22 protein-coding genes and 2 pseudogenes are annotated in these 23,931 nt (G+C 67.4%); 17 read left to right on the top strand and 7 right to left on the bottom strand.

The window, feature by feature from the left end:
* Nucleotides 1-333 precede the first annotated feature (333 nt).
* From AC1DBQ_RS07720 to AC1DBQ_RS07740, 5 genes are all read left to right on the top strand, one after another.
* A complete protein-coding gene (locus AC1DBQ_RS07720; protein WP_476927949.1) occupies nucleotides 334-702 on the top strand; it encodes a hypothetical protein in 369 nt (122 codons plus the stop codon).
* A gap of 25 nt (nucleotides 703-727) precedes the next feature.
* Entirely contained in the window at nucleotides 728-1,198 is a 471-nt protein-coding gene (locus AC1DBQ_RS07725; RefSeq protein WP_476927950.1) for a GatB/YqeY domain-containing protein, read from the top strand.
* Complete coding sequence (locus tag AC1DBQ_RS07730) at nucleotides 1,195-2,787, top strand: ABC-F family ATP-binding cassette domain-containing protein (RefSeq protein WP_476927951.1); 1,593 nt, start codon at nucleotides 1,195-1,197, stop codon at nucleotides 2,785-2,787. Before AC1DBQ_RS07725 ends, AC1DBQ_RS07730 begins: the two co-directional genes overlap by 4 nt.
* A 197-nt stretch (nucleotides 2,788-2,984) precedes the next feature.
* Entirely contained in the window at nucleotides 2,985-3,752 is a 768-nt protein-coding gene (locus AC1DBQ_RS07735) for a hypothetical protein (RefSeq protein WP_476927952.1), read from the top strand.
* Between the two features lie 158 nt (nucleotides 3,753-3,910).
* Complete coding sequence (locus AC1DBQ_RS07740) at nucleotides 3,911-4,234, top strand: hypothetical protein (RefSeq protein WP_476927973.1); 324 nt, start codon at nucleotides 3,911-3,913, stop codon at nucleotides 4,232-4,234.
* A gap of 28 nt (nucleotides 4,235-4,262) precedes the next feature.
* Here AC1DBQ_RS07740 and corA read toward each other — a convergent pair whose 3' ends face one another.
* Together corA and AC1DBQ_RS07750 are read right to left on the bottom strand one after the other, a co-directional pair.
* A complete protein-coding gene (gene corA / locus AC1DBQ_RS07745; protein ID WP_476927953.1) occupies nucleotides 4,263-5,258 on the bottom strand; it encodes a magnesium/cobalt transporter CorA in 996 nt (331 codons plus the stop codon).
* Nucleotides 5,259-5,265: 7 nt separating this feature from the next.
* Nucleotides 5,266-5,805, bottom strand: coding sequence for an Lrp/AsnC family transcriptional regulator (locus tag AC1DBQ_RS07750; protein ID WP_476927954.1), 540 nt, complete (start codon nucleotides 5,803-5,805; stop codon nucleotides 5,266-5,268).
* A 175-nt stretch (nucleotides 5,806-5,980) separates the two neighbouring features.
* Here AC1DBQ_RS07750 and AC1DBQ_RS07755 point away from each other — a divergent pair, with 175 nt between their 5' ends.
* The gene (locus AC1DBQ_RS07755) at nucleotides 5,981-7,222 is read left to right on the top strand and encodes an MFS transporter (RefSeq protein WP_476927955.1); all 1,242 of its coding nucleotides are present in this window, start codon (nucleotides 5,981-5,983) and stop codon (nucleotides 7,220-7,222) included.
* A 76-nt stretch (nucleotides 7,223-7,298) separates the two neighbouring features.
* Here the strand turns inward: AC1DBQ_RS07755 and AC1DBQ_RS07760 are convergent, their stop codons facing one another.
* Entirely contained in the window at nucleotides 7,299-7,802 is a 504-nt protein-coding gene (locus tag AC1DBQ_RS07760; protein ID WP_476927956.1) for an Lrp/AsnC family transcriptional regulator, read from the bottom strand.
* A 150-nt stretch (nucleotides 7,803-7,952) separates the two neighbouring features.
* On the opposite strand from AC1DBQ_RS07760, the pseudogene AC1DBQ_RS07765 reads away from it, so the two are divergent.
* Nucleotides 7,953-9,069 (top strand): annotated as a pseudogene (locus AC1DBQ_RS07765) (trans-sulfuration enzyme family protein).
* Between the two features lie 18 nt (nucleotides 9,070-9,087).
* Here AC1DBQ_RS07765 and AC1DBQ_RS07770 read toward each other — a convergent pair.
* Nucleotides 9,088-10,458, bottom strand: a complete 1,371-nt coding sequence (locus AC1DBQ_RS07770; RefSeq protein WP_476927974.1) for an MFS transporter — start codon at nucleotides 10,456-10,458, stop codon at nucleotides 9,088-9,090.
* A gap of 136 nt (nucleotides 10,459-10,594) precedes the next feature.
* Between AC1DBQ_RS07770 and AC1DBQ_RS07775 the strand changes: the two genes are divergently transcribed.
* Entirely contained in the window at nucleotides 10,595-11,605 is a 1,011-nt protein-coding gene (locus tag AC1DBQ_RS07775; protein WP_476927957.1) for a LysR family transcriptional regulator, read from the top strand.
* A gap of 154 nt (nucleotides 11,606-11,759) precedes the next feature.
* On the opposite strand, the gene AC1DBQ_RS07780 is transcribed toward AC1DBQ_RS07775, so the two are convergent.
* Complete coding sequence (locus tag AC1DBQ_RS07780; protein ID WP_476927958.1) at nucleotides 11,760-12,851, bottom strand: nitronate monooxygenase; 1,092 nt, start codon at nucleotides 12,849-12,851, stop codon at nucleotides 11,760-11,762.
* 36 nt (nucleotides 12,852-12,887) lie between these two features.
* Here AC1DBQ_RS07780 and AC1DBQ_RS07785 point away from each other — a divergent pair, with 36 nt between their 5' ends.
* The 9 genes from AC1DBQ_RS07785 (at nucleotide 12,888) to AC1DBQ_RS07825 (ending at nucleotide 22,121) form a co-directional block, all read left to right on the top strand.
* Nucleotides 12,888-13,883: an N-acetylglucosamine kinase gene (locus AC1DBQ_RS07785; protein WP_476927959.1), complete on the top strand. Its 996-nt coding sequence runs from the start codon at nucleotides 12,888-12,890 to the stop codon at nucleotides 13,881-13,883.
* Nucleotides 13,884-13,948: 65 nt separating this feature from the next.
* Nucleotides 13,949-14,404, top strand: coding sequence for an NUDIX hydrolase (locus tag AC1DBQ_RS07790; RefSeq protein ID WP_476927960.1), 456 nt, complete (start codon nucleotides 13,949-13,951; stop codon nucleotides 14,402-14,404).
* 379 nt (nucleotides 14,405-14,783) lie between these two features.
* Nucleotides 14,784-15,953 (top strand): ribosome small subunit-dependent GTPase A, encoded by a 1,170-nt coding sequence (rsgA, locus tag AC1DBQ_RS07795; protein ID WP_476927975.1) that lies wholly within the window; start codon nucleotides 14,784-14,786, stop codon nucleotides 15,951-15,953.
* A gap of 240 nt (nucleotides 15,954-16,193) precedes the next feature.
* Nucleotides 16,194-17,375, top strand: a complete 1,182-nt coding sequence (locus AC1DBQ_RS07800) for an ABC transporter ATP-binding protein (protein ID WP_476927961.1) — start codon at nucleotides 16,194-16,196, stop codon at nucleotides 17,373-17,375.
* Nucleotides 17,297-18,031, top strand: coding sequence for an ABC transporter permease (locus AC1DBQ_RS07805; RefSeq protein ID WP_476927962.1), 735 nt, complete (start codon nucleotides 17,297-17,299; stop codon nucleotides 18,029-18,031). The genes AC1DBQ_RS07800 and AC1DBQ_RS07805 overlap by 79 nt, the downstream gene beginning before the upstream one ends.
* Nucleotides 18,028-18,774 carry an ABC transporter permease gene (locus tag AC1DBQ_RS07810; RefSeq protein ID WP_476927963.1) on the top strand — a complete coding sequence of 249 codons (747 nt, stop codon included), beginning with the start codon at nucleotides 18,028-18,030 and terminating at the stop codon, nucleotides 18,772-18,774. Before AC1DBQ_RS07805 ends, AC1DBQ_RS07810 begins: the two co-directional genes overlap by 4 nt.
* Complete coding sequence (locus AC1DBQ_RS07815; protein WP_091248940.1) at nucleotides 18,771-19,736, top strand: ABC transporter substrate-binding protein; 966 nt, start codon at nucleotides 18,771-18,773, stop codon at nucleotides 19,734-19,736. Before AC1DBQ_RS07810 ends, AC1DBQ_RS07815 begins: the two co-directional genes overlap by 4 nt.
* Nucleotides 19,737-19,975: 239 nt before the next feature.
* Nucleotides 19,976-21,196: a pyridoxal phosphate-dependent aminotransferase gene (locus AC1DBQ_RS07820; protein ID WP_476927964.1), complete on the top strand. Its 1,221-nt coding sequence runs from the start codon at nucleotides 19,976-19,978 to the stop codon at nucleotides 21,194-21,196.
* Between the two features lie 70 nt (nucleotides 21,197-21,266).
* Nucleotides 21,267-22,121, top strand: a complete 855-nt coding sequence (locus AC1DBQ_RS07825; RefSeq protein ID WP_476927965.1) for a PPK2 family polyphosphate kinase — start codon at nucleotides 21,267-21,269, stop codon at nucleotides 22,119-22,121.
* 24 nt (nucleotides 22,122-22,145) lie between these two features.
* Here AC1DBQ_RS07825 and AC1DBQ_RS07830 read toward each other — a convergent pair whose 3' ends face one another.
* Entirely contained in the window at nucleotides 22,146-22,376 is a 231-nt protein-coding gene (locus tag AC1DBQ_RS07830) for an exodeoxyribonuclease VII small subunit (protein WP_476927966.1), read from the bottom strand.
* Nucleotides 22,377-22,522: 146 nt separating this feature from the next.
* Nucleotides 22,523-23,808 (bottom strand): annotated as a pseudogene (gene xseA, locus AC1DBQ_RS07835) (exodeoxyribonuclease VII large subunit).
* Nucleotides 23,809-23,931 lie beyond the last annotated feature (123 nt).

Consider the following 23,931-nt stretch of genomic DNA (forward strand, 5'->3'; position numbering starts at 1 on the left):
GACCCTGGTTGACCAGTACTTCCCGCCGGCCGGCGACACCTACTGGGTGCAGCGCCAAACCGGGCTGGAGGCCGATGCTTCGTGGAGACCACTACGTCAGGAAGTGTCAGTGCAGACGTAGGTTTCGTGAGAGGGCGTGAACCGGTGTTAGTCTGAGTTCGCATCGAAGAAGTCAGGAGTTCGAATCTCCTTAGCTCCACAGTTGATGGGCGGCCCGGCGGAACAGTTGCCGTGGCGGCCCTGTGAACGTTGCAGCCCGCGACAGCCACGCCAGCGCCGGAATCCAGTGCCGCAAACCAGGGCGGAAATCCACTGCAGACAAGGCCACGAACCATGAAGAACACCCTCTCGCTCGCTCTGATTCTGCTGACTCTTCTGCTGGCCGCCTGCTCCGCCGCCCCTACTTCAGAAGCGACCGCCGGCAGCCCGTCCACGGGGCTGGCGGCGTCGCTTCCCAAACCGAACCCGGCCCAGCAGGACGCGCTCCTGGCCGCCTTCGGCCGGATCAACCCGCGCCTGTCGAACGATCACGCCGTCGAGACGGCCCGCGGCCTCTGCGGCCGTCTGCTGGGGCAATCGTCGGCGGACCAGCTCATCGCCGCGGCAAAGGCGGCATTCACTAACGGCGACGTCCCGGTTGTCTCGGACGAGGAAGCCCAGCGGATTCTCTCGGCGATCGGGGCCAACGGGTTCTGCCGTTAGCCTTGTAGGTGACACGAGGAGAACAATGACCACCCTGAAAGAACGCCTGCACGCCGACGTCGTGAGCCACATGAAGGACCGTAACAAGGTTGCCCTCACCACTGTGCGCAACGTCCTGGGCGAGATCGAAACCCGGGAGAAGTCGGGCAAGACGCCGATCGTCCTGGACGACTCGCAGGTGACCTCCCTCCTGCAAAAGGAAGCCGCCAAACGCCGCGACACGGCCCGCATCTACACCGAGGCGGGAGAAACCGAACGTGCCGCCGCCGAGATCGCCGAGGCCGAGGTGATCGAAGCCTACCTGCCCAAGGCACTCACCKCKGCGGAGGTCGAGGCGATCGTGGACGAGGCCATCGCCGCGCTCAAGGCCGAGGGCGTCGAACTGTCCCTTCGCCAGCTCGGTGCAGTGATGAAGCCTGTCACCGCCAAGGTGGCCGGACGTTTCGACGGCAAGGCCGTCAGCGAAATCGTGCGCAACCGTCTCTCGCAGCAATGAGCCTGATCCGGCTGCACGACGTCGGGGTCCGCTTCGAGAACACACAAATCCTCCGCGAGGCCTTCTTCCGCCTCGAACCGGGAGACCGGGTGGGCCTGATTGGCAAGAACGGCTCCGGCAAAACGACCATCCTCAAGCTGATCCTGGACCAGGTCTCTCCGGACGCCGGAACGGTCACCGTGGAACAGGGGACCAGGGTGGGGTACTTCTCCCAGTTTTCCGAGCTCGACGGCGAGGCAACAATCCTTGACGTACTTGACGGCCTGTTCGTTGAAATCAAGGCTGCCGAGGCCGAGCTCGCGGCCATCGACGCTGCCATTGCCGCGGACCCTGACGGCGCCGAACTCGACCGGCTGATCCGGCGTCAGGCCGAGCTGTTCGAGGACATGGACCGCCTCGACGGATGGGACTACACGCGGCGCATCGACACCGTCCTGACCACGCTGGGGTTCAGCAGGGCCCACCGCACCTGCTCGATTGACGAACTGTCCGGCGGCTGGCGAAACCGCGCCGCCCTGGCCAAGATCCTGTTGGAGGGMCCGGACGTCCTGCTCCTCGACGAGCCCACCAACTTCCTGGATGTGGCCGGCGTCGAATGGCTGGAAAGCTGGTTCCGCGACTTCAAGGGCKCCGCGATCATCGTCTCGCACGACCGGAAATTCCTTGACGCCGTCGTCACCCGGATCATCGAGGTGGAAAACTTCCACCTGCACGAGTACCCGGGAAATTTCGCCGAGTACGTTGTCCAGAAGCAGTTCCGGCTCAAGACGCTCGAGGCGCAGTTCGTCCATGAATCCGAGCTTCTGGCCTTCGAAGCAGAGGGTATCGCCGACCGCCGCGAGGCCACCAAGGCCGCCAGCCGCGGGCTTGGGAACCAGCTGGCCAAGATCAAGAAATCGCGCACGCCCCGGCCGGTTGACCAGATCGTCACGGAGATCTACGGCGGCCTGCACGTGAAGGATGTCCTTTGCCGGGTGGAAGCGCTGGGCAAGTCCTACKGCGACAAAGTGTTGTTCGAGGACCTGAGCTTTGAGATCCGCCGCGGCAACAGGATTGTGGTCTTGGGCTCCAACGGCAGCKGCAAGTCAACGCTGCTCAAAGTCCTGACCGGCGAGGAACAGGCGGATTCCGGTGACGTGGCCTGGGCCAAGGGGCCGGGTTTTGTGTCATACAACCAAATGCTGGATGAGCTCGACGACGCCGACACCGTGTCCCACGCGGTCAACGCGCTGCCGGACAGCCTCGCCTTCAGCGCCACGAAGAAGTCCGTCAACAGGTTCCTCGCGATGTTCCAGTTCTCCGAGGCCGACCTCAAACAGAAGATAGGGAATCTCTCCGGTGGACAGAAAGCACGCGTCGCCATGGCTCAGTGCCTTCTGTCCGGGGCCTCGGTGCTGCTTCTGGATGAGCCCACCAACCACCTCGACATGACCAGCACCCAAGTGATGGAGCGGGCACTGCTCCACTTCCCCGGGGCGGTGGTGGTGGTCAGTCACGACCGCTTCTTCAGTGAGAAAATCGCCAACCGTCACCTGGTCTTCGGCAGCGACGGTGCGCAACCCGGCGAGGTTGACGTCCGCGCCGCCTGAGTGGACGCCGGCCAAAAGAATGCGCCTTAAAGAACGCGGAGATGAACGGAAGCTCAGCGTTTGCCCAGCATTGGCTCAGGATGGGGCAGAAGCGGCTGATGAGCCACAAAACAGCTGATTCTGAAGGGTAATGTGGCGCTGGCTGCCGGTGGGGGGACCGGCAGCGGTCTCACTATCCGTTGTGAAAGGAATCTCCCATGGCAGGAATTTTCGGCTGGCTCAGCGCACTGGGCACCACCGGCAAGGCAGTAGTAGTTGCATCCKTCKTCGTCACCGGCGGGGCAGGCGCGGCGGCTGCTGCCGCGACCGCCGATTTCCCGGCTGACCCCACGTCGACGACATCGACCGACTCCCCGACGGCGGAGCCGAGCGACAGCCCGACCGACACTCCGACGTCTGAGCCGAGCGACAGCCCGACTGCGGAGCCGAGCGACAGCCCCTCATCTGAGCCGAGCGACAGCCCGACTGCGGAACCGAGCGACGACCCCTCATCTGAGCCGAGCGACAGCCCGACCGATGCCCCGACGTCCGAGCCTGGTGACACCCCGACATCCGCGCCGAGCGATCCGGCTGACTCGGAAACCCCGGCAGCGGATGACCAGGGTACKGACCAGGGCGGGAACGAGGGCAGCGACAACCAAGGCGAAGACCAGCAGGATTCTGCTGCGCCGAGTGCCCCCGCCTCTGCTCCGGCGGCCCCCGCCACTCCCGAGTCGCYGGCTGCCCCGGCACCTGCTGCTCCCTCGGCACCGGCCGAAGATKACGGACAGGGTTCGGCCGACGCTCCGGAATCTGACGGTTCCCACGAAGGGACCGGCAACAGCGGATGGGCACACCAGAACGCTGACGCGCACCGCGCCGCTGGCCAGACCAACGCTGCCGAACACCGCGGCGATGGTGGCGGCGACCACGCCGGCACGTCCAACGAACACGGCGGCTCCGGTGGYCACGGCCACGACGACTAGTTAGAAAGCCCGGCAAAACGGGGGTCCGGACCACTGGTCCGGGCCCCCGCCGTCGTGACGTCCCGAAAATGCCACGGCCCGGAAACGACACCGCGGAAAAATGACACGGCGAACCCGCCGCCGGGCGCGGGGTGCCGGGTCCGCGGGATAATGGAAGCATKACCGACCAGCAGCAGGACCGCGATCCGTGGGAGGAGTTCGACAGCCTCAAGCCGGCTGKCCCGGACCGCGTTGCCGGCTACCCCGGCGGGGAACCCCAAGGCTTCGGCTTCCGGACGGGCGTCCGCAGCGCCCGGGTGGCCTTCGGATTTGCCGTCTACTCCCTGGCGCTAGGCAGCATTCTGGTCCTCACCGGAGCCATCGTCTTCATCGGCAGCGGGAAGTGGCTGTTGCTCGGGCTCATKGTGGTGATAGAGGTCATCTTCGTCCTGGCGTTCCGCCGGCTCGTGGCCCAGGCTCGGAACAGGCGGACGTCGGGTTAGGTCCGGTCGTTCGCGGAACCGGACCTTCTTAGAGCCAGCCCTTCTTCTTGAAGATCGCGTACATGAGCGCCGCGGTGCCAGCCATGAGCGCGACTGCCATCGGGTAGCCCAGCGACCAGTGCAGCTCGGGCATGACGTCGAAGTTCATGCCGTAGAGCCCGGCCACGAACGTCGGTGCGAAGAAGATCGCGGCCCACGATGAGATCTTTTTGACCTGTTCGTTCTGTTCCGCGCTGGCCTCGTTCTGCCGGTTGGCGGTCAGAGTCCCGTCCAGGGTGAGCGCGTTCTGCAACAGGTCCCGGAAGGAATCGGCGCGGGAAATCAGCCGCTCCACATGGTCCTCGACGTCGCGGAGGCTGTGCTRCAGTTCGGTGTTCACCATGTACTTTTCGAAGCCGCGCCGGAGCTGGTGCATCATGGCCGGCAGCGGATGGATGGCGCGCTGGAAATGGATGACCTCGCGGGCGAGTTCGTAGATGCGCCGGGATACCAGCGGGTCGCCGCTGAAGAGCTGGTCCTCGATCTCGTCGATGTCGTTTTCCAGCCCGGCGACCACGGGGCCGTAGTCATCCACCACCTGGTCCATGAGCGCGTACAGGACCGCCTCCGGGCCGTGGCACAGCAGGTCCGGGCGGCGTTCCATCCGGCGCCGGACCTGCCCCACCACCCCCGTCTCGGCATGCCGGACGGTGACCACGAAGTTCCGGCCCGTGAAGACGTGCAATTYGCCGAACTCCACGGTTTCAGTCTCATCCAGGTACCGGGCGGGCCGGAGCACCGTGAACAGGTTGTCGTCATAGCGCTCGAGTTTGGGCCGCTGGTGCGCGGAAATCGCGTCCTCCACCGCCAGGTCGTGCAGGCCGAACTCCGCCGCGACGGCAGCCATTTCCTCCGGCGTGGGCCGGTAGAGACCAATCCAGGCCATGCCGCCGTGCTCGGTCAAGGTCTCGAAGGTCTGTTCGAGGTTCCGCGGCTCGACGGCACGGATACCGTCAACGTAGACGGCGTTGTCGATGATAGTCACCGGGACATTATCCAGTGTTCACCTGGAGTTCGTCGGCGCCGCCCCGGCGCGACGCGGACCGGCCGGGAACCAAGCCACTGCCTTGCACAAGCCTGCTGATGAGCGGTTCGGTCCGATAGGGGATATGGGTGTGCAGCGCCAGCACGGTTTCGGTACGGATGACTCCCTTGATCCGCAGGATCGACCGCAGGGCTGCCTGAAGGTTATGCGTATCGGTCGCCACCACGCGGCACCAGACATCGCCCCGCCCGGAGATCTCGTGGACTTCCAGCACCTGGGGGATCAGCCGCAAGGCGCCCACGACGCCGTCGAGTTCCCGGTGGTTGACCTCGATCGTCACGAAGGCGACGACGTCGTAGCCCACCGCTTCGAGGTCGATTTCGCGGCCGCCGTCGTGCAGTATGCCCGAGCGCAGCATTCGCCGCACCCGMGACTGGGCGGTGTTCCGCGCGATGCCCAGGGCATCACTGAGGTCACCGATCTGGATCCGCGGATCCCGGATCAGTTCCAGCAGGATTTTCAGGTCGGTGGGGTCCAGACTGTTCAAATCATCACTCCGGTTCACGTCGACAGCCCGAGAATGACTGTTTTGCTCAATTCTGTCACAAAACTTGGCCATGCAGCTCACTGGTGTCGCATCCTATAGATACCAATCTTCGACCGGGCCGGGCTGTTCCCCCACAAAGGGAAAGCCTGGCCCGATATTTTGCAAGGGCACGGACATGACAGTCTTCAGTSAACTCCGCATGCGCCCGGCCACAGCTGACCGCTGGGGCTGGGACGCGTCCACCACCGCACGGCTCGTGATGGCCGGAGTCGTGATCTTCACGCTGCTCGTCGGCGCGAATCTTGCCACGCCGTTGTACCCCCTGCTGCAGGCAAAGCTCGGAATTACGTCGCTCGATGTCACGGTGGCGTTCTCGGCCTACGTCCTGGCGCTCGTGGCCACGCTCGTCCTCGCCGGCCACTGGTCCGACCACATCGGACGCCGGGCCGCACTGATGCTGGCGGTCCTGGTCGGGCTGGCCGGCGGCTTTGTCTTCGCCACCGCGGACAGCCTCGTGGCGCTCTCCGTCGGGCGCGCGCTGCAGGGCATCGCCGTAGCGCTTGCCACCGGCGCGAGTTCTGCCGCGCTCCGCGAACTCCTGCCCAGCAGGCCCGAGTGGGCCTCCAGGTTCACGCTCCTGGCCTCGGCGGGTGGCGTTGCCGCCGGCCCTGCGATCGGTGGAATGCTGTCGCTGCTGCCCGGGCCGACCTCGACGCCGTACTACCTGCACTCCGTGGTCCTCGCCGCCGTGCTGGTGCCGCTCTACCTGCTCAAAGCKCGGCCCGCCATCAGCCTGCATGCCGGTCCGCAGCCGCTGCGGGTCCTGGCGCCACGGCGTCCGTCCGTCTCCAGCGAGGCGCGGGGCGCTTTCTGGTTGGCCTCGTCCGTGGGTTTCCTGAGCTTCACCGTCTTCGGCTTTTGCCTCTCGCTCGCGCCCGGTTATTTTGCCCAGATTGTCCACGCGGATTCACGGCCGCTGATCGGGCTGCTGGCCGGACTGACGCTGGGTTCCTCAGCCCTGAGCCAGCTGCTGGCCGTCCGGGGCAGGTTCGCCGTGCCCGCGGGCCTGGCCGTCCTGGGCATCTCAGTCCTGATGATCGCCGCTGCCGCTGCCTGGAGCAGCCCGTGGCTGCTCATTCTGGCCAGCATCACTACCGGCGTGGGGCAGGGCGTGGCATTCCGGACCGTCTTCAACGATGTTGCCGGCAAGGTGGAGGCCGCCCGGCATGCCCAGATCATCAGCACTGTCTACGTCATCACGTACCTCGGGAGCGCCATCCCGGTGATCGGTTTGGGACTCGCGACCGGGATGGTAGGCCTGCAGAGCGCCGTCGCCGGCTTTGTCGTGGTGTGCGCTGCCGCTGCGCTGACMCTGGCGGGCATCACACTGCGGACCGCACTGCGCCGGCGGCCCTAGCGGCCAGGGGCCGGCCCGGAAACGGGCCCGGAAAGGGACCCGGAAAATGCTCCGGCAGTCCGGGAGGCCAAAGAGCTTACGGCAGCGGGCCGTGGTTGCCCTGGATGTGGTCGAACACCAGGGTGGTCTCGGTGTGGCCCACGACGGGATCGGTGGCGAGGTTATCCAGTACCCAGTCGCGGAGGTCCTCGGTGGTGGCCACGGCGATGTGCAGCAGGTAGTCCACTGATCCGGAGGTGTGGAAGGTCGAGAGCACTGCCGGGAGCTTGGGGACCCGGGCCGTGAAGCGGTCGATCTGTTCGCGGTCGTGGGCGCGGAGCCGGACGGCAATGAGGGCCTGGACCGAGCGCCCGATCGCGGACAGGCTCAGCTTGGCCTCAAAGCCCTCGATAATGCCGCGCTCCGACAGGGCGCGGGTGCGCATGAGGKCCGTCGACGGCGCGATCCCCACAAGCTCTGCCAGTTGCTTGTTCGAGATGCGCGCATCCGCGACGAKGGCCGCCAGCAGGCGCTCGTCGATCGCGTCCAGCGGCTCGCTGGCCCCCGCTCCCGGCCGAACATTCTTCGCACTGCTGCTCACGGATCCTCCTTGAAGTGTTATCAGTTCATCATAAGCGGCACAATCCAACAGTTCCATTCAGAACCCCTACTAAACCTCGAATTATTGCCAGATACTTGCGGCATTCAATGGTGAATATTCGTAAGGAGTAAGGTGCTCTCTCAAGATTCAATGGCGGTACACGCAGGCCGGGACGGGCTCACCGAACTGGGCGTGCATGCCGTGCCGATCGATTTGTCCACGACCGCGCCTCTTCCCTCCGTGCACGACGGCGGCCTGGCATACGAGCATATGGCCACGGGCGGCTCGCACGTGGAGGGTCAAAGTACCGTTTACCAGCGGCTGTGGAATCCCACGGTGGCACGGTTCGAAGAGGGCGTCGCCGTCCTGGAAGGCACCCCCGAGTCCGTCGCCTTTGCCACTGGCATGGCGGCGCTGAGCGCGGTGCTCCTCGCCGTGGTCGCGGCGGGCAAGAAGCACGTCGTGGCCGTGCGGCCTCTTTATGGCGGCAGCGACTATCTGCTCGCCTCCGGGGTCCTCGGMAATGAGGTCACGTTCACGACGCCGGACGGCGTTCGTGCGGCCCTCCGTCCGGACACGGGCCTGGTGATCCTGGAGACGCCGGCCAACCCGACCCTTGAGCTCGTCGACATTGCCCGGGTGGTTGCCGCTGCCGACGGCGTGCCGCTCCTGGTGGACAACACGTTCGCCAGCCCGGTGCTGCAGCAGCCCTTCAGGCACGGCGCCGCCATGGTGCTGCACAGTGCGACGAAGTTCCTGGGCGGCCACGGCCTCCGAATGGGCGGTGYGTCTGCGCCAGATCAGAGCCGTKACCGGCGGAATMCTGACCCCGTGGCCGGCCTATCTGCTGCACCGCGGACTGGCGACGCTTCCCGTCCGGGTCCGCGCCCAGCAGGCCAGCGCCGGAAAKGTCGCGGTTGCCCTGGCAGGGCACGGCCTCGTCAAGCGGGTCTACTACCCGGGCCTGGCCGAATGCGACACGCAGGGCCTCATCGGCACCCAGATGTCCGGCCCGGGATCGCTCATGGCCTTCGAGCTCGCCACCGCCGAGCACGCCGAGCGGATCCCGGCCGCCGTCGCCATGATCACGCACGCCGTCTCCCTCGGCGGCATCGATACCCTCATCCAGCACCCGGCCGGACTCACCCACCGTCCGGTCGAAGCCTTGGCCAAGCCCCACGCGAGCCTGCTGCGGATCTCCGTGGGGCTGGAAGACCCGGCGGACATCATCGCCGACCTCGTGCAGGCGATCGAGGAAACCCGGTAGGGCGCGGCCTTCTGGCGCCTACCTGGGTACGGCCGCCTGGCCACCGACCGCGGCCGTCCCGCCGGGTGCCCCGGTGCATCCGGCTGGGGCGGCCCCGGTTGCGGCGTTCATGGTTGCCGTGCCTCCGGTTGCCGGCGCCGACGCAGGATGCGCGACGGCGGTAATGACCGCTGTCGCGCMGGCCAGTCCGATAACGGCCAGTGCCAGGGCCGTCCAGCCGAGTCMTTGGAAGAGCAGTCCGCCGGCCCAGCCGAGCACGCTGGAGCCCAGGTAGTACGCGAGGTTGTACAGGGAGGCCGCCTGCGCCCGGCCCGTCGTCGCGATCAGTCCGGTCCAGCCTGAACCGATGCTGTGCGCCGMGAAGAAGCCGCCGGTGAACAGCAGCAGCCCGAGCAGGATCGGGACCAGAAGTTGCGTGAGCGTCAGGGCCAGGCCGCCGGCCATCAGCGCCATCCCGGTGATCAGGACGGTGCGCCGGCCGAACCGCAGGGTCAGCCCTGCCGCCCACCGCGCCGAAACGGTTCCGGAGAGGTAGGCCAGGAAGATCAGGCTGATCGCCGTGGCCGGCAGACTGAAGGGTTCCCCCGAAAGCCGGAACCCGAGATAGTTGTACACGGCCACAAAGCCGCCCATCAGCAGGAACGCCTGGGCGTACAGGGCCAGCAGCCGGGGATTGCGGGCATGGCCGMTCAGGGTCCGGACGGCCCCGCGGAAGCCGCCCGCCGCCGCGGCCGTAAACCCCTGCGCCCGCGGCACGAGCACGAGGAACAGGACGGCGGCAGCGGTGGCCAGTACGKAGACGGCCAGGGCCGCGGCCCGCCACCCCCACAGTTCGCCGACCGGGCCCGCGACCAGCCGGCCAGCGAGGCCGCCCAAGGTGGTCCCGGCGACGTAGCTTCCGGCGGCGAGCGCGGCATGGGCCTTGTTGACCTCCTCGTTGAGGTACGCGATGGCGATGGCCGGGATGCCGCCCAAAGCCATTCCCTCAAGCATCCGCAGGCACAGCAGCATGGGGAAGCTGGAAGCCAGCKGGACCAGCAAGCCCAGGACGGTGGCCGCTGAAATGCCCCACATCATGGCCCGGACGCGGCCGATCCGGTCGGCCAGGAAGGACCACGGGAGCACCGTCACGGCCAGCCCCACGGTGGCCAGGGAGATCGTCAGTGCGGCTTCGGCGGCCGAGACCTTCAGATCCGCCGCCAGGATGGGGAGAACCGCCTGGGTGGAGTAGAGCTGGGCGAACGTTGCGACGCCGGCGAAGGCAAGTCCGGCGAGGATCCGGCGGTAGGCCTCGGAGCCTTTCGGATGACCCGCCCACGGGGCAGCCTTGGCAGCGGAGGTGGCCRCGGGTGTGGGACCGGCTTCGGAGGCCGCGGAAAAGCGAGGCATGCCTTCAGGGTAGAACGTGACTGAGGGATGCTTCCAATGCATGATTTCCATAGAATAGATAGCACATATGGAACAGTCATGGCAGAAATCCCGCGKGCAGAAATCCCGAGGCGAGGGGAAGAGAGCGGGGTAGGGCGTGGATGTAGAACACAGGCAGCTGGTGCAGCTGCTGCCCCTCCTGCCGTTGCTGGCAGAACTCGGCCGGACGGAGCACATCACCGAGACCGCCGAGATCCTGGGCCTGCCGCAGTCGACCGTGAGCCGGGCGATTGCCCGCGCCAGCGCCATCGTGGGCACGGACCTGGTGATCCGGGACGGCCGTGGGGTGCGGCTGACTCCCGCCGCGAAGGCCCTCCTGCCCCACATCGATGCCGCCCTGGCGGAATTCCAGACCGGGCTGGATGTTGTCCGGCACGAATCCGACGTGGTCCGTGGCAGGATCGCCGTGTCCTTCCAGCACACTTTCGGCGAGGCGATGCTGCCGCTTCTCATCAGTGCGTTCCGGAGCCGGCATCCGCAGACTGCCTTTGACCTCAGCCAGGGGGCCCGGGACGGCTGCCTCGCGGAACTGGCCGCAGGCTCCGCCGACCTGGCACTCACGGCCCCGGTTGCCACACCGGGCAGGAGCATCGGCTCGGCTGCACTGTACCGGGAACCGCTGCGCCTGGTGGTGAACCACCAGCATCCGCTGGCCCGCCGCCTTCGGGCACGGGTTGCCGACATCCGGCACGAGCCGTTCGTGGCGATGGGAACCGGCTACGGCATGCGCTCGCTAACCGACGCGCTGTTCCGGGAGGCAGGATTCCGTCCCCGCATAGCCTTCGAGAGCCAGGACTCGCACACCGTCCGCGGGCTGGTCTCGGCCGGGCTCGGCGTCAGCATCCTGCCGCCTGGTGGCTCCGCACCCGGGCGGCGCTATCCGTCGGAGGGCAACGGCCAAGGCAACGGCGCCGACGACGGCGGTCCCGGGTGGGTGGAAATTCCCCTGGATTCGGCCCTGGCGTTCCGCGAGATCGGCCTCGCCTGGCGGGAACGCCGCGGCGGGGCCGACGCCGAGCCGGACCCCGTGCGACTTTTCCGCGAACTCGTGCTGCGGGACGGCCCGGCGCTCCTGGCAGGATTCGTGCGCGAACGCTCGGGAATCTGACCCGGGCCGGCGCGCTGCCGGTCCGCGGGGTGCCGGTCCTGCGGGCGCGAGTTCGCCGGAAGGCTGCGAAGTCGCCGGAAGGTTACGGCGAAATGGGGCGTTTCCGGCGAACTCGGTGCGAACTGTGGGTGACCTCGGCGCTGCGGTGGCCCGCTCAGCCAAGAAGACGCGCCAGGACCCCGGCCACGGGGCCGGCCTGTGCCTGCTGCCAGCCCGCGCCCGCCCACAGGTTCAATCGTTCCGCATCCCCGGCGGCGGCAGCCGCAGCCCGGATGGGCGCCGTGAGGTGGTGGACAGCCGGATAGGCCTCCGGCGCCCCGGGGTGGTCGCGGACGAATTCGTTCTCCAGAGCCCGGGCCCACCGCCCGGTGAAGGCACGCGTCAGCTGGGTCCGCGTGAAGTGCGGATCCGCCAGGGCGTCCTTGTGCAGCTGGCGGGCGCCGCTCTCGTCCGTGCGCAAAAAGGCGGTGCCCAGCTGTGCTGCCGCCGCTCCGGCGCGCAGCACGGCGTCGAGCCCGGCCGCGTCCATCACGCCGCCGGCGGCCACGAGCGGGAGGTCGACGGCGGACCGGACCTCCGCGAGCAGATCCGCCGTCGTGCCGCCCTGCCGGGACGAGTCACGCAATGACCCGCCCTGCGGTGTGCCGAGAAGTGGCGAACCGGCCGGCCGCGCTGGCGGCGCCGACGCCGGAAGGAACGCTGAGCTGTGTCCGCCGGCGCTCGCGTGCTGCACCACCAKCGCATCCACACCCTGTCCGGTTGCCTGCCGTGCCTCGGCCGCGGTGGTGACAGTGGCCAGCACCGCCGACCCCGCCCGCTGCAGGGCGAGGACCACGTCCGGGCCCGKGAGCCCGAAGGCGAAACTGACCAGTTCCACGGGATCTGCCAGCAGGGCATCAATCTTTGCCAGCCACTCGTCGTCGTCATCCAGGCGCAACGGCGGAAGTTCCACACCGTACCGCAGAGCATCGATGCGCAATTCCTGGCGGTACTCCTCAAGCTCCGCCACCATCGCTGCGGACKGCGTCAGCTGGGCCGGATCCGGGACAAACACATTCATGCCGAACCGGGCGCCGGATTTGCGGGTGGTGCGGACTTCCGCCTGCATGGCCGCTACGCTCTTGTAGCCTGCCGCCAGGAAGCCGAGGCCGCCGGCGCGGTGCACGGCCCCAACGAATGCGGGCGTGGACGTACMTCCGGCCATGGGCGCCGCAATGACGGGGGTGCCGAAAAGGTCGTGGGGCATTGCGGGMTCCTTGCAGCGATTCAGTACTCTGTTCCAGTGACTAACACTGACAACCCGCCGGCGGCGGACTCCGTTCCATCTTCCACCACCCCGACCGGTACCGTGGCCGGTGCGACCGTTCCGGCAGCKGACGCTGGCGCCGCGGCGGCGAAGGGTGCCGTGATCGGGCTGGATATCGGCGGGACCAAGACCCGGGGCGTCCGGTTCGAGGACGGCATCCCCGTCGCCGACGAATCCGTGGGCAGCTCCAACGTCCAGAACGTCACTCCCGAGGAGGCCGCCCGCAACCTGGCCGAACTCTTCGCCCGGATCGGCGGGGGAGAAGTCGCCCAGGTGTACGCCGGCGCYGGCGGCGTCGACACCGACGACGACGCGGCGGCGCTCGCCGCGCTKATTGCCCCGCACGTGCCCGGCGCCCGGGTCACGGTGGTCCATGACTCCCGGCTGCTGCTCGCCGCAGGTGGCGCCAGCACCGGTGTCGCCGTGATCGCCGGCACCGGTTCGGCGGCGTGGGGCAGGAACAGCCGCGGCGAGGAAGCCCGGGCCGGTGGCTGGGGCTACCTGCTCGGCGACGAAGGCAGCGGCTACTGGCTGGGCCGGGAGGCCGTCCGCCACAGTCTGCGCCGGATGAACCAGGGGCTGGAACCGGACGAACTCACCAGGGCCCTCCTGGCATCCTGCGGGGTGGACCACCCGAATAAACTGATCGCGTTGTTCCATTCACCGGAGACCGGACGCCGTTTCTGGGCCCAGCAGGCCCGGTTGGTGGTGGAGGCCGCGGACGCCGGCCATCCGCCGAGCCAGGCATTGATGGATCAGGCCGGGCGCGACCTCGCAGCCCTGGCGGAGCAGACCGTCAGGCAGCTCGGCATCAACGGACCCGTCATCCTGGGGAGCGGACTTGGCATGAACGTGCCACGGCTGCAGGAGTCGTTCCGCGCGGCCCTGGCCGCCGCCGGAATCACCGATGTGCGGGTCCTGCAACAGGAACCCGTGTTCGGGGTGCTGCAGCTGGTGGCAGAGCAGGACTAGGCAGGGCAGCGGTCGGCCTGGCACGGGTAGGCCGGCGGAAAACCGGCGGCTACTACGCTGGAGGGATGAGCATGCAATTCGATACGAGGCCCGCCGCCTACGCCGTCATCATCCGCGACGCCGAGATCCTGCTGGCGTACTGGAAACAGGACGGACGCGAGGGCTGGACACTGCCCGGCKGTGGCCTGGACCTGGCCGAACATCCGGTCGACGGGTGCCGCCGGGAGATCCAGGAGGAAACCGGCTACGACGCCGAGATCGGCGCCATGCTGGGGATCGACGTCGGGCACTGGCCCTCCGAGGTCCGGCTCGACGGCGGCGAGCGGGACTTCCAGTCGCTGCGGCTCGTTTACGACGCGACGATCACCGGCGGGGAACTCCKCCACGAGGTGAACGGGAGCACCACCCACGMGGCATGGATTCCGCTGGATGAGGTGGCAGAGCTGAACAGGGTCTCGCTGGTGGACGCCGGACTGCGCCTGTACCGCGAGCGGCCCTTGAACGGAAAACTTTCCGGCTGATTCCCTAGCCAGACGCGGACCCCTTGGCTATTGTGTAGAAATCGCCGGGCGGCCCTTGGCCCGGGGACTAGCCAGCATAGTTAGCCCGATTGAATAAACAGCCGTAGCCAGCCGGCAAAGGACGGGGAGGTGGAAGCAATGAACGCGATATTTCTAAGCGCACGGCGCGCCGAGACAAGCCATGTCATTATTCCTGCCCCGTCCCACGGCGCAGCCTAGCCTTTCCCGCTAGTCGCCACGCACGCTCGGCTCCGCATGCCGCAGCAAGCGCCCATGCGCCGTACCACGGGGCCCCATCAAGGGGTTTTCGTTGACCAATCCTGCTGCATTCCCGGGCGCCCGTGGCGCCTTTGACACCAACTCATTCGGCACCACTTCACTGGACACCACTTCACTGGGCACAGGTCCTGTCCGCTACGGCTACACGGCCGGAGTCGCGGAGCGGTTCGCGGCCCATCCCATGCCGGGAGGCCACCGCCCGGGCCGCGTCATCCGGGTGGACCGCAACCTCGTCCTGGTGGCCGAGGCTGGCGGCACCGCCCATCTGGCCTACCCCCGCGGCGGGGAGCCTCCCGCCACGGGCGACTGGGTCTGGATCGGCCCGAACACGGCGGGGGAGCCCGCCATCGTGGGTATCCTGCCGCGCCATTCGGAGCTGAGCCGCAAGCGTGCCTTCGAGTCATCCTCCGACGCGCAGGTGCTGGGCGCCAACATCGATGTGGTGGGCATCGTCGTCCCGGTGGACCGGCCATTAACGCACAACCGGCTGGAACGCACTCTCGTCGCGGCCTGGGACTCGGGGGCCACACCCCTGGTCATCGTCACGAAGGCGGACCTCGCGGACGTGGCGGACGACGTCGTGGGGACGGTGGTGCGCCAGACGGCCGGCGTCGACGTCGTCACCACCTCGGCCGAGCACGGCGACGGCATCGACGAACTGCTCGGCCATGTGCCGCCCGGCGGCACCCTGGTGCTGCTGGGGCCCTCGGGCGCTGGCAAATCCACGCTCATCAACGCCCTCGCCGGCGTTGCGGCCCAGGAGACCGGGGAAGTCCGGGCGGGCGACGGCAAGGGCAGGCACACCACCACGTCCCGCGAACTCGTTCCCCTGCCCGGCGGCGCAGTCCTGATGGACACGCCGGGAGTGCGCGGCTTCGGGATCTTCGACGCCGGGGATGGAATGGAGGAGATGTTCGGCGACCTAGAGGAGCTCTTCGGGCAATGCMGTTTCTCGGACTGCGCCCACAGCCGGGAGCCCGGCTGTGCCGTCCAGGCCGCGCTCGTCGACGGCGTCCTCGATGACCGCCGTTGGTCCAGCTACCTGAAGCTGCAGCGCGAACTCGCCGCCCTCGCCCGGCGCCACGACGCGGCCGCGCGGCGGGCCTACCAGCGTGAATGGCACCAKAAGATCGCGACGGCGGGCAAGAGCCAGCGGTCGGCCGAACGGGACAGCCACGAGCAAGCGCGGGACCGCAGCGGCAAGAGCGCCCGCGGCAAGGGCGGCACRGCCGGCGGTAAAGGCGGCAAAGCTGGCCGCCGCCCCCGCTGACGTGCGCCGCGGCTTGCCGCCGCGGACCGGGTGGCGGGCCGGAAGCTTGTCCGGGCCGTCACCCATCCGGCACCGCCGTGGTTCCGAAGCCTTACAGGAGCCGCTACGCCGCTGGCCACATTTCCATGACTTTGTCATGAGTGCTGGTTAGTCTAAGTGCTAACTGCTTTATGGCCAGCACACTGACGAACAGTAGGCTGGTCCGTTCGATGTTGCGCCAACAGTTAGGTAAGCCCGGAAATGGCCGAAGCCATGATCGAGTTCCAAGACGTCACGAAGCAGTACCAGGGCGGCCAGCCCGCCGTTGACGGGCTGACCATGTCCATCGACAAGGGCGCCATCACGGTCTTCGTCGGACCATCCGGCTGCGGGAAAACCACCTCCCTGCGGATGATCAACCGCATGGTCGAACCCACATCCRGCACCATCACGGTCGACGGCGCCGACGTCACCTCCGTGCCGGCCGCGCAGCTGCGCAGGTCCATGGGCTATGTCATGCAGTCCTCCGGCCTGATGCCGCACCGCTCGGTGCTGGACAACATCGCCACCGTGCCCCGGCTCAACGGGGTATCCAAAACGGAGGCCCGCAAGCGCGCGCAGGAACTGCTCGACGTCGTCGGGCTGGCCTCCTCACTCGGCAAGCGCTACCCCTCCCAGCTGTCCGGCGGCCAGCAGCAGCGCGTCGGTGTCGCGCGGGCGCTGGCAGCCGATCCGCCCGTGCTGCTCATGGACGAGCCTTTCAGTGCCGTGGACCCCGTGGTCCGCGACGAGTTGCAGCAGGAGCTCCTCCGGCTCCAGCGCGACCTCGCCAAKACCATCGTCTTTGTCACCCACGACATCGACGAGGCCACTGTCMTGGGCGACAAGGTGGCCGTGTTCGGCCTCGGCGGCAAGCTGGCACAGTACGCCGCCGCGGAAGAAATCCTGCGGGCCCCCGCCAGCGACTTCGTGGCGTCCTTCGTGGGCCGGGACCGGGGATTCCGGCACTTGGGCTTCAGCCCGTCCGACGGCGTCACCATCCACCCCGTCCGCACCGTCACGCCGGACCAGCTCCGGCAGGAGGGGAGCTCCGGCGACTGGCAGCTGGTGGTCGACGGCGAGCTCCGTCCCCTTGGCYGGGCAGGCCCYCGCATMGGTGCCGGTGCCGCCCCGGCGATGGTGCCCGGAGGCTCGCTCTTCCGCAAGGGCGACACCCTCCGCCGGGCCCTGGATGCGGCCCTGTCCTCCCCGTCGGGCCTTGGCGTCGCGGTCGACGACGASGGCCGGGTAGCCGGGGTCATCGCCGCAGCCGAAGTCCTCGCCGTGATCGAGTCCGACCGCAATGTCCGCCACGGAGGGCTCTKATGGAATGGTTCCTGGCCAACAGCGCGGAGGTMTTCACGCTCGCACGCCAGCACCTTGTCCTCGCGGTCCTGCCGATGATATTTGGCCTGGTGATTTCCATCCCGCTGGCCMAATTTGCCCGGCAGAACCGGGGACTCAGGTCCGTGGTGCTCACCGGGTCATCGCTGCTGTACACGATCCCCTCGCTGGCGCTCTTCATCATCCTGCCCACTGTCCTGGGAACCAGGATCCTGGATCCTGTCAACGTGGTGGCCGCCCTGACCATTTATGCGGTGGCGCTGCTGGTCCGCGCCGCCCTGGACGCTTTTGATTCCGTGGATGAGGACCTCCGCCAGGCCGCCGTCGCCATGGGCTTCACGCCGGTGTCCCGGTTCTTCCACATCGACCTGCCGCTGTCTTTGCCCGTGATGTTTGCCGGACTGCGTGTGGTCTCGGTTAGTAACATCTCGCTGGTCAGCGTCGCCGCCCTGCTCGGGATAGGGAACCTGGGGATGCTGTTCACCTCGGGCCTGCAGCGGGACTTCGTCACCGAGGTCGTGGTGGGCATCATTGCCATCCTGATCCTCGCGCTCCTCATGGACTCCGTCCTGGTGCTGCTGGAACGGGTGCTGACGCCGTGGACGCGGGCGGCCGGGCCGGCCGGAGCCGCGAAACCCGGAGCCGGTAGCGAAGCGGCCGKGCGGCGGGGCGTGGCGCGGCGCTTCTCTGAGTCCAAGGCGGGTGGCACCGCATGAGCAACGTCGTCACGGACACCGTCAACTGGCTCACCGATCCCGCGAACTGGAGCGGCAGCAACGGGATTCCGGTGCGGCTTGTCGAACACCTGGCGTACACCGGGCTCGTCATGGTGATCKCCATCGCGATCGCTGTGCCAGTGGGCCTGTTCGTGGGGCATACGGGCCGTGGGCGGGTGGCCATCGTGGCCCTCGCCGGTGCGCTGCGTGCCCTGCCCACCCTCGGCCTGTTGACCTTGTTCGTCCTGGTCGCCGGGATAGGGCTGATGCCGCCGATCTGGGCCCTGGTGATCCTGACGGTCCCGCCCCTGCTGGCGGGCACGTACGCAGGGATCTCCAGCGTCGACGCCAACGTAGTGGATGCCGCCCGCGCCATGGGCATGAACGAGATGCAGGTGCTGTTCCGTGCGGAATTCCCCAACGCGCTGCCCGTGATGTACGGCGGCTTCCGGACCGGGGTGCTGCAGGTGATCGCCACCGTCTCGGTGGTGGCCTACATCAATCTGGGCGGCCTGGGCCGCTACCTGTTCGACGGGCTGGTGCTTTCCGACTTCCCGCAGATGCTGGGCGGTTCCCTGCTGATCGCGGCCCTCGCCATCGCCGTCGACCTTGTCCTTGCCCTGATTCAGAGGCTCTTCCTTTCACGGGGAGCCTTTTCCCAGCCAGACCGCAGCCAGCAGGCTGCGGTTGATCTCACAGACCCCGTATTCGCGGGGACTGTTGTTCAAGGAGGTATGTCATGAAGGAATCCCGCCAACGAGCCCTCGGCCGGCGCGCATTCGGCGGCCTGGCCGCCGGCGTGGGCTTGGCCATGGCCCTGTCCGCCTGCGGAGGCTCATCCAATCCGCTGAGCTCGGCCCCGGCCAGCAGCGGCGCCGCCTCCGGTTCCGGCGGTGCCTTGGTGATCGGCTCCGCTGACTTCCCCGAGAGCCAGATCCTGGGCGAGGTTTATGCCGGCGCCCTGAATGCCGCCGGTGTCACCGCCAGCACCAAGCCCAACATCGGCTCGCGCGAGGTCTACATCAAAGCGGTCCAGGACGGATCCGTGGACGTCGTACCCGACTACAGCGGCAACCTGCTGCTGTACGTGAACAAGGACGCCACTGAGGTCTCCGCCGAGGACATCGCGAAGGCACTCCCGACCAAGCTGCCGCAGGGCCTGGCGGTGCTCGACGCCTCCAAGGCCGAGGACAAGGACGCGATGGTGGTCACCAAGGCCACGGCCGAGAAGTACCAGCTGAAGTCGATCGAAGACATGGCGAAGGTCTGCGGAGACCTGGTCATCGGCGCCCCGGCAACCTTCGCCGAACGCGCGTACGGGCTGCCCGGCCTGAAGAAGAACTACAACTGCGTGCCCAAGAGTCTTGAGCCGTTCAGCGACGGCGGCGGCGCCGTCACGCTCAAGGCGCTGCTCTCGGACCAGGTCCAGGTCGCGGACATCTACACCACCACCCCGTCCATCCCGGACAACGACCTCGTGGTGCTGGAAGACCCGAAGAACAACTTCATCGCCCAGCAGGTTCTGCCGCTGTACAACTCCGCCAAGATGACGGACAAGGCGAAGGAAACCCTGAACGCCGTATCCAAGGTCCTCACCACGGATGACCTCATCAACCTCAACCGTGCGGTCAGCGGCAGCCAGAAGCAGAACCCGAAGGACGCCGCGGACGCGTGGCTGAAGGAGAAGGGCTTCGTCAAGCAGTAGCCGGCACGGCAGGGAACCCAGGCAAGGGGGAGCGGGACGGCAACATGCCGGAAGCGACCCCCGCCCGACCCCCGCCGGGCCGTCGACGAACTGACGGCGTCCTGATGCCGATGTGATGACATACCGGCGACGCCGGTGGCCGGGCCAGGAGCCCGGCTGCCGGTGTCGTTGGCACCGCAGGGGCCGGGTGTGAGTCATGTCTCAGCGGAAGTACATCCTCCATATGGCATATTTGATGGATGGCAGAATTCAAGCAGTCCACCAAGCTTCATAATGTCCTTTACGACATCCGTGGACCGATTCTTCAGGCCGCCCAGCAGATGGAGGCAGAGGGTCACCGGATCCTCAAACTGAATATCGGAAACCCGGCCCCGTTCGGGTTTGAAGCGCCGGACGCGATCCTGGTGGACATGATCCGCCACCTGCCGCATGCCCAGGGCTACAGCGACTCCCGCGGCATTTTCTCCGCCCGCACGGCCGTCTCGCAGTACTACCAGACCCGCGGGATCCAGAACATCCACGTCGATGACATCTACCTGGGCAACGGCGTCAGCGAACTCATCACGATGTCGCTCATGGCACTCCTCGACGACGGCGACKAAGTCCTGATCCCCACCCCGGACTACCCGCTGTGGACTGCCTCGGTCGCCCTGGCCGGCGGCAAGCCCGTGCACTACCTCTGCGACGAGGAGTCCGGCTGGCAGCCCGAMCTCGAGGACCTGGAAGCCAAGATCACGCCGCGCACCAAGGGCATCGTGGTCATCAATCCGAACAACCCCACGGGTGCGGTGTATCCGGAGGCGACGCTGAAGAAGATCGTCGCCCTCGCCGAAAAGCACGGGCTCGTTCTMTTCGCCGACGAAATCTACGAKAAGATCCTCTACGAAGACGCCGTGCACGTAAATCTCGCCTCGCTCACGGGCGACGACGTCCTATGCCTGACTTTTAGCGGGCTCTCCAAGGCCTACCGGGTCTGCGGCTTCCGGGCCGGCTGGATGGCCATCTCCGGGCCGAAGAAGGCCGCCGCGGACTACCTTGAGGGCATCAATCTGCTCGCCAACATGCGCCTCTGTGCGAATGTTCCGGCCCAGCACGCGATCCAGACCGCCCTCGGCGGATATCAGAGCATCAATGACCTGATCCTGCCCGGCGGGCGGCTCCTGGAGCAGCGGAACAAGGCCTACGACATGCTCAACGCCATCCCGGGCGTCAGCACGCAGCAAGCCCGCGGTGCCATGTACCTGTTCCCGCGGCTGGACCCTGAGGTCTATCATATCCGCKACGACGAGAAATTCGTCCTGGACCTGCTCCGCGAGCAGAAGATCCTCCTCTCCCACGGCAGGGCGTTCAACTGGGTCCGGCCGGACCACTTCCGGATGGTGACGCTGCCCAACGTCAAGGACCTCGAGGAAGCAATTAACCGGATGGCGGACTTCCTGAGCCGGTACAAGGGGAACTAGGCTTCGGTMAGCAGCGCAAAGGGGCACTCGCCCCCGCGGCCCGCGCTGCGCCAACCGGAAAGAGGCGTTGATGGCAGGCTCCGCGACATTCGATGACCACCCCTCAAAACTCCTGAAGGTCGGGAAGKGCTTTAGCCTGAAGGCGCTGGACCCCGAATCGACCCCCGGTTACGAAGGCGAGAAGCCCGACGGCGAGGAGCTACTGGACAGGCTGGACGACAAACTCGCCCGGCTCCAGGAGCAGCTCTTCGCCGAGTCCCGGTTCGGCGGCACCAAACGGATCCTGCTGGTCCTGCAGGCCATGGACACTGCCGGTAAGGGCGGCATCGTCACCCACGTCATGGGCGCCATGAATCCGCACGGCGTCCAGCTGAAGTCCTTCAAGGCACCCACCCAGGCGGAAAAGTCGTACGACTTCTTGTGGCGKATTGAGAAGGAAGTACCGGCGTCCGGGATGGTAGGGGTCTTCGACCGCTCCCACTATGAGGACGTCCTGATTCACCGCGTCCACCGCTGGGCCAGCCCCGAGGAGCTGGAGCGCCGGTACCGGGCCATCAACGAGTTTGAAGCCCGGCAGACGGGGGCCGGGACCAAGATCGTCAAGGTGATGCTGCACATCAGCCGCGACGAGCAGAAGACGCGCCTCCTGGCCCGTCTGGACGACCCCGCCAAGCTCTGGAAGTACAGCGGCGGGGACCTGAAGKAGCGGGCCTTCTGGGCGGACTACATGGACGCCTACCAGAAGGCCTTCGACAAGACCAGCACCGAGCTGGCCCCGTGRCACGTCGTGCCGGCCAACAAAAAATGGTACGCCCGCATCGCCGTGCAGCAGTTGCTCCTGGAAGCCCTCGAGAGCCTGAAACTTCAGTGGCCGGTTCCGGACCTCGACGTCGACATGGAACGCGAATTGGTGCTGCGGTCCTGAACTGCGGTCTCTAAGGGCGGCTTCCTAGCTCTCCGCCGCCGCCTGGTCGCGGGCTGCTGCGAGCCGCTTGCGGGCGCCTTCGAGCCACTGTTCGCAGCGCTTGGCCAGCGCCTCGCCGCGCTCCCACAGCGCGAGTGATTCCTCCAGGCTGGCGCCGCCGGCTTCCAGCTTGCCKACCACGCTGACGAGCTGCTCGCGGGCGTCCTCGTAGCTCAGGGCCTCGATGTCGGCGTTGGGGATTGATTCTGCTGCCATGCGGGTGGTGCTCCTTGGTGAGTGCGGGGTGGGGTTTTGTGCGAAATCTGGCTGGTGCAATGTCTGATGATTGCCGTGTCTTGCTGACAGCAATGTGGGGTTGTTCCGGGGCCCGGGGATGCGCTCTGCAGAGTCGCTCCGGCGGGTCACTCCTCGGCCGGTACCTGGCCGCCGGTGGACTGTGCGCTGAAGCGGCCCCCGGCCACCCRGACCGTCAGGTCCGTGCYGGCGGGCGCCTGCGTGGGGTGTCGCACGACCTCCCGRCGCGTCCCGGGGGCGGCGTCGGCGTCGGCGAGCTGGACCACCGCGTAGCCGCGATCGAGCGTCTTCTGCGGTGAGAGTGCCCGCACCTGGGCCTTGAGGTGGATCAGCTGGTCCGCGGCCCGGACCACAGCTGTGCTGATGGCCGAGTGCGAGCGGACTTTGAGCCGTTCGACGTCGTCGTGGCGCTGGGTGATCATGACGTCGGGGGACAGCAGCACCGGGCGGGAGCGCAGGGACGCCAGCCGGTCGCCCTCGCGTTCGACGAGCCGGACGACCCCGCGGCGGAGCTGATCGCGCGCCTGGCGGACCCGGGCGAGTTCCTCCACGACGTCCGGAACGATCCTCTTCGCCGCGTCGGTCGGGGTCGAAGCCCTGAGGTCGGCAACATCGTCGAGGATCGGCCGGTCGGCCTCGTGTCCGATGGCGCTCACCACGGGGGTGGACGCGTCCGCGACGGCCCGGATGAGTTCCTCGTTGCTGAAGGGCAACAGGTCTTCGAGGGCGCCCCGCCTCGGGCAATGACAATGACGTCCACCTCGGGATGGGCATCGAGCTCGCGCAACGCCGCGATCACCTGGGCGACGGCGGTGTTGCCCTGKACCGCGACTTCGCGGATCTCGAATTCAACAGCCGGCCAGCGCAGGGCAGCATTGCGGAGCACATCCTTCTTGGCGTCGGAATCGCGGCCGGTGATCAGGCCGATCCGGTGCGGGAGCAGGGGGAGCCGCTTCTTGCGGGAATCGGCAAAGAGTCCCTCGGCGGCGAGGGCCTGGCGCAGCCGCTCGATCCTGGCGAGGAGGTCGCCGAGCCCCACAGGCCTGATGTCCTTCACGGACATGTTCAGCCGGCCCGTMTTCAGCCAGAATTCGGCCTTGAGCAACGCCACCACCCGGGAGCCGCGTTCCAGCGGGGCGTCCTGGCGGTCCAGTACGGTGGTCCAGACCGAGGCCGGCAACGAGATCTCGGCGTCGATGTCCCGCAGCGTCAGGTAGGCGTTGCTGCCCCGCCGGTTCAGCTCGATCACCTGCCCCTCGACCCAGGCCGAGGGTGCGCGGTCGATATGCATCTTGAGCTTCTGGGACAGCAACTGCAGCGGCCAGGGATTGTCCGGGCTGGTCTGGGCCGCGGTGGCCGGAAGCGTAGTGGCCGCCGCCGCTTCCTCAGGCATGCGTGGGCTCCGTGGCGGAGAGTGCCTCGTGGAATGCCTTGTGGAGAGCCCAGTGYATATGCGTGCGTGTCCTTTGCTGCGTGCCTTTATTTGGCGGGACTGCCGGCACCCGCTTCCCGTCGG

The organism is Arthrobacter sp. 10T413_2, assembly GCF_056394205.1.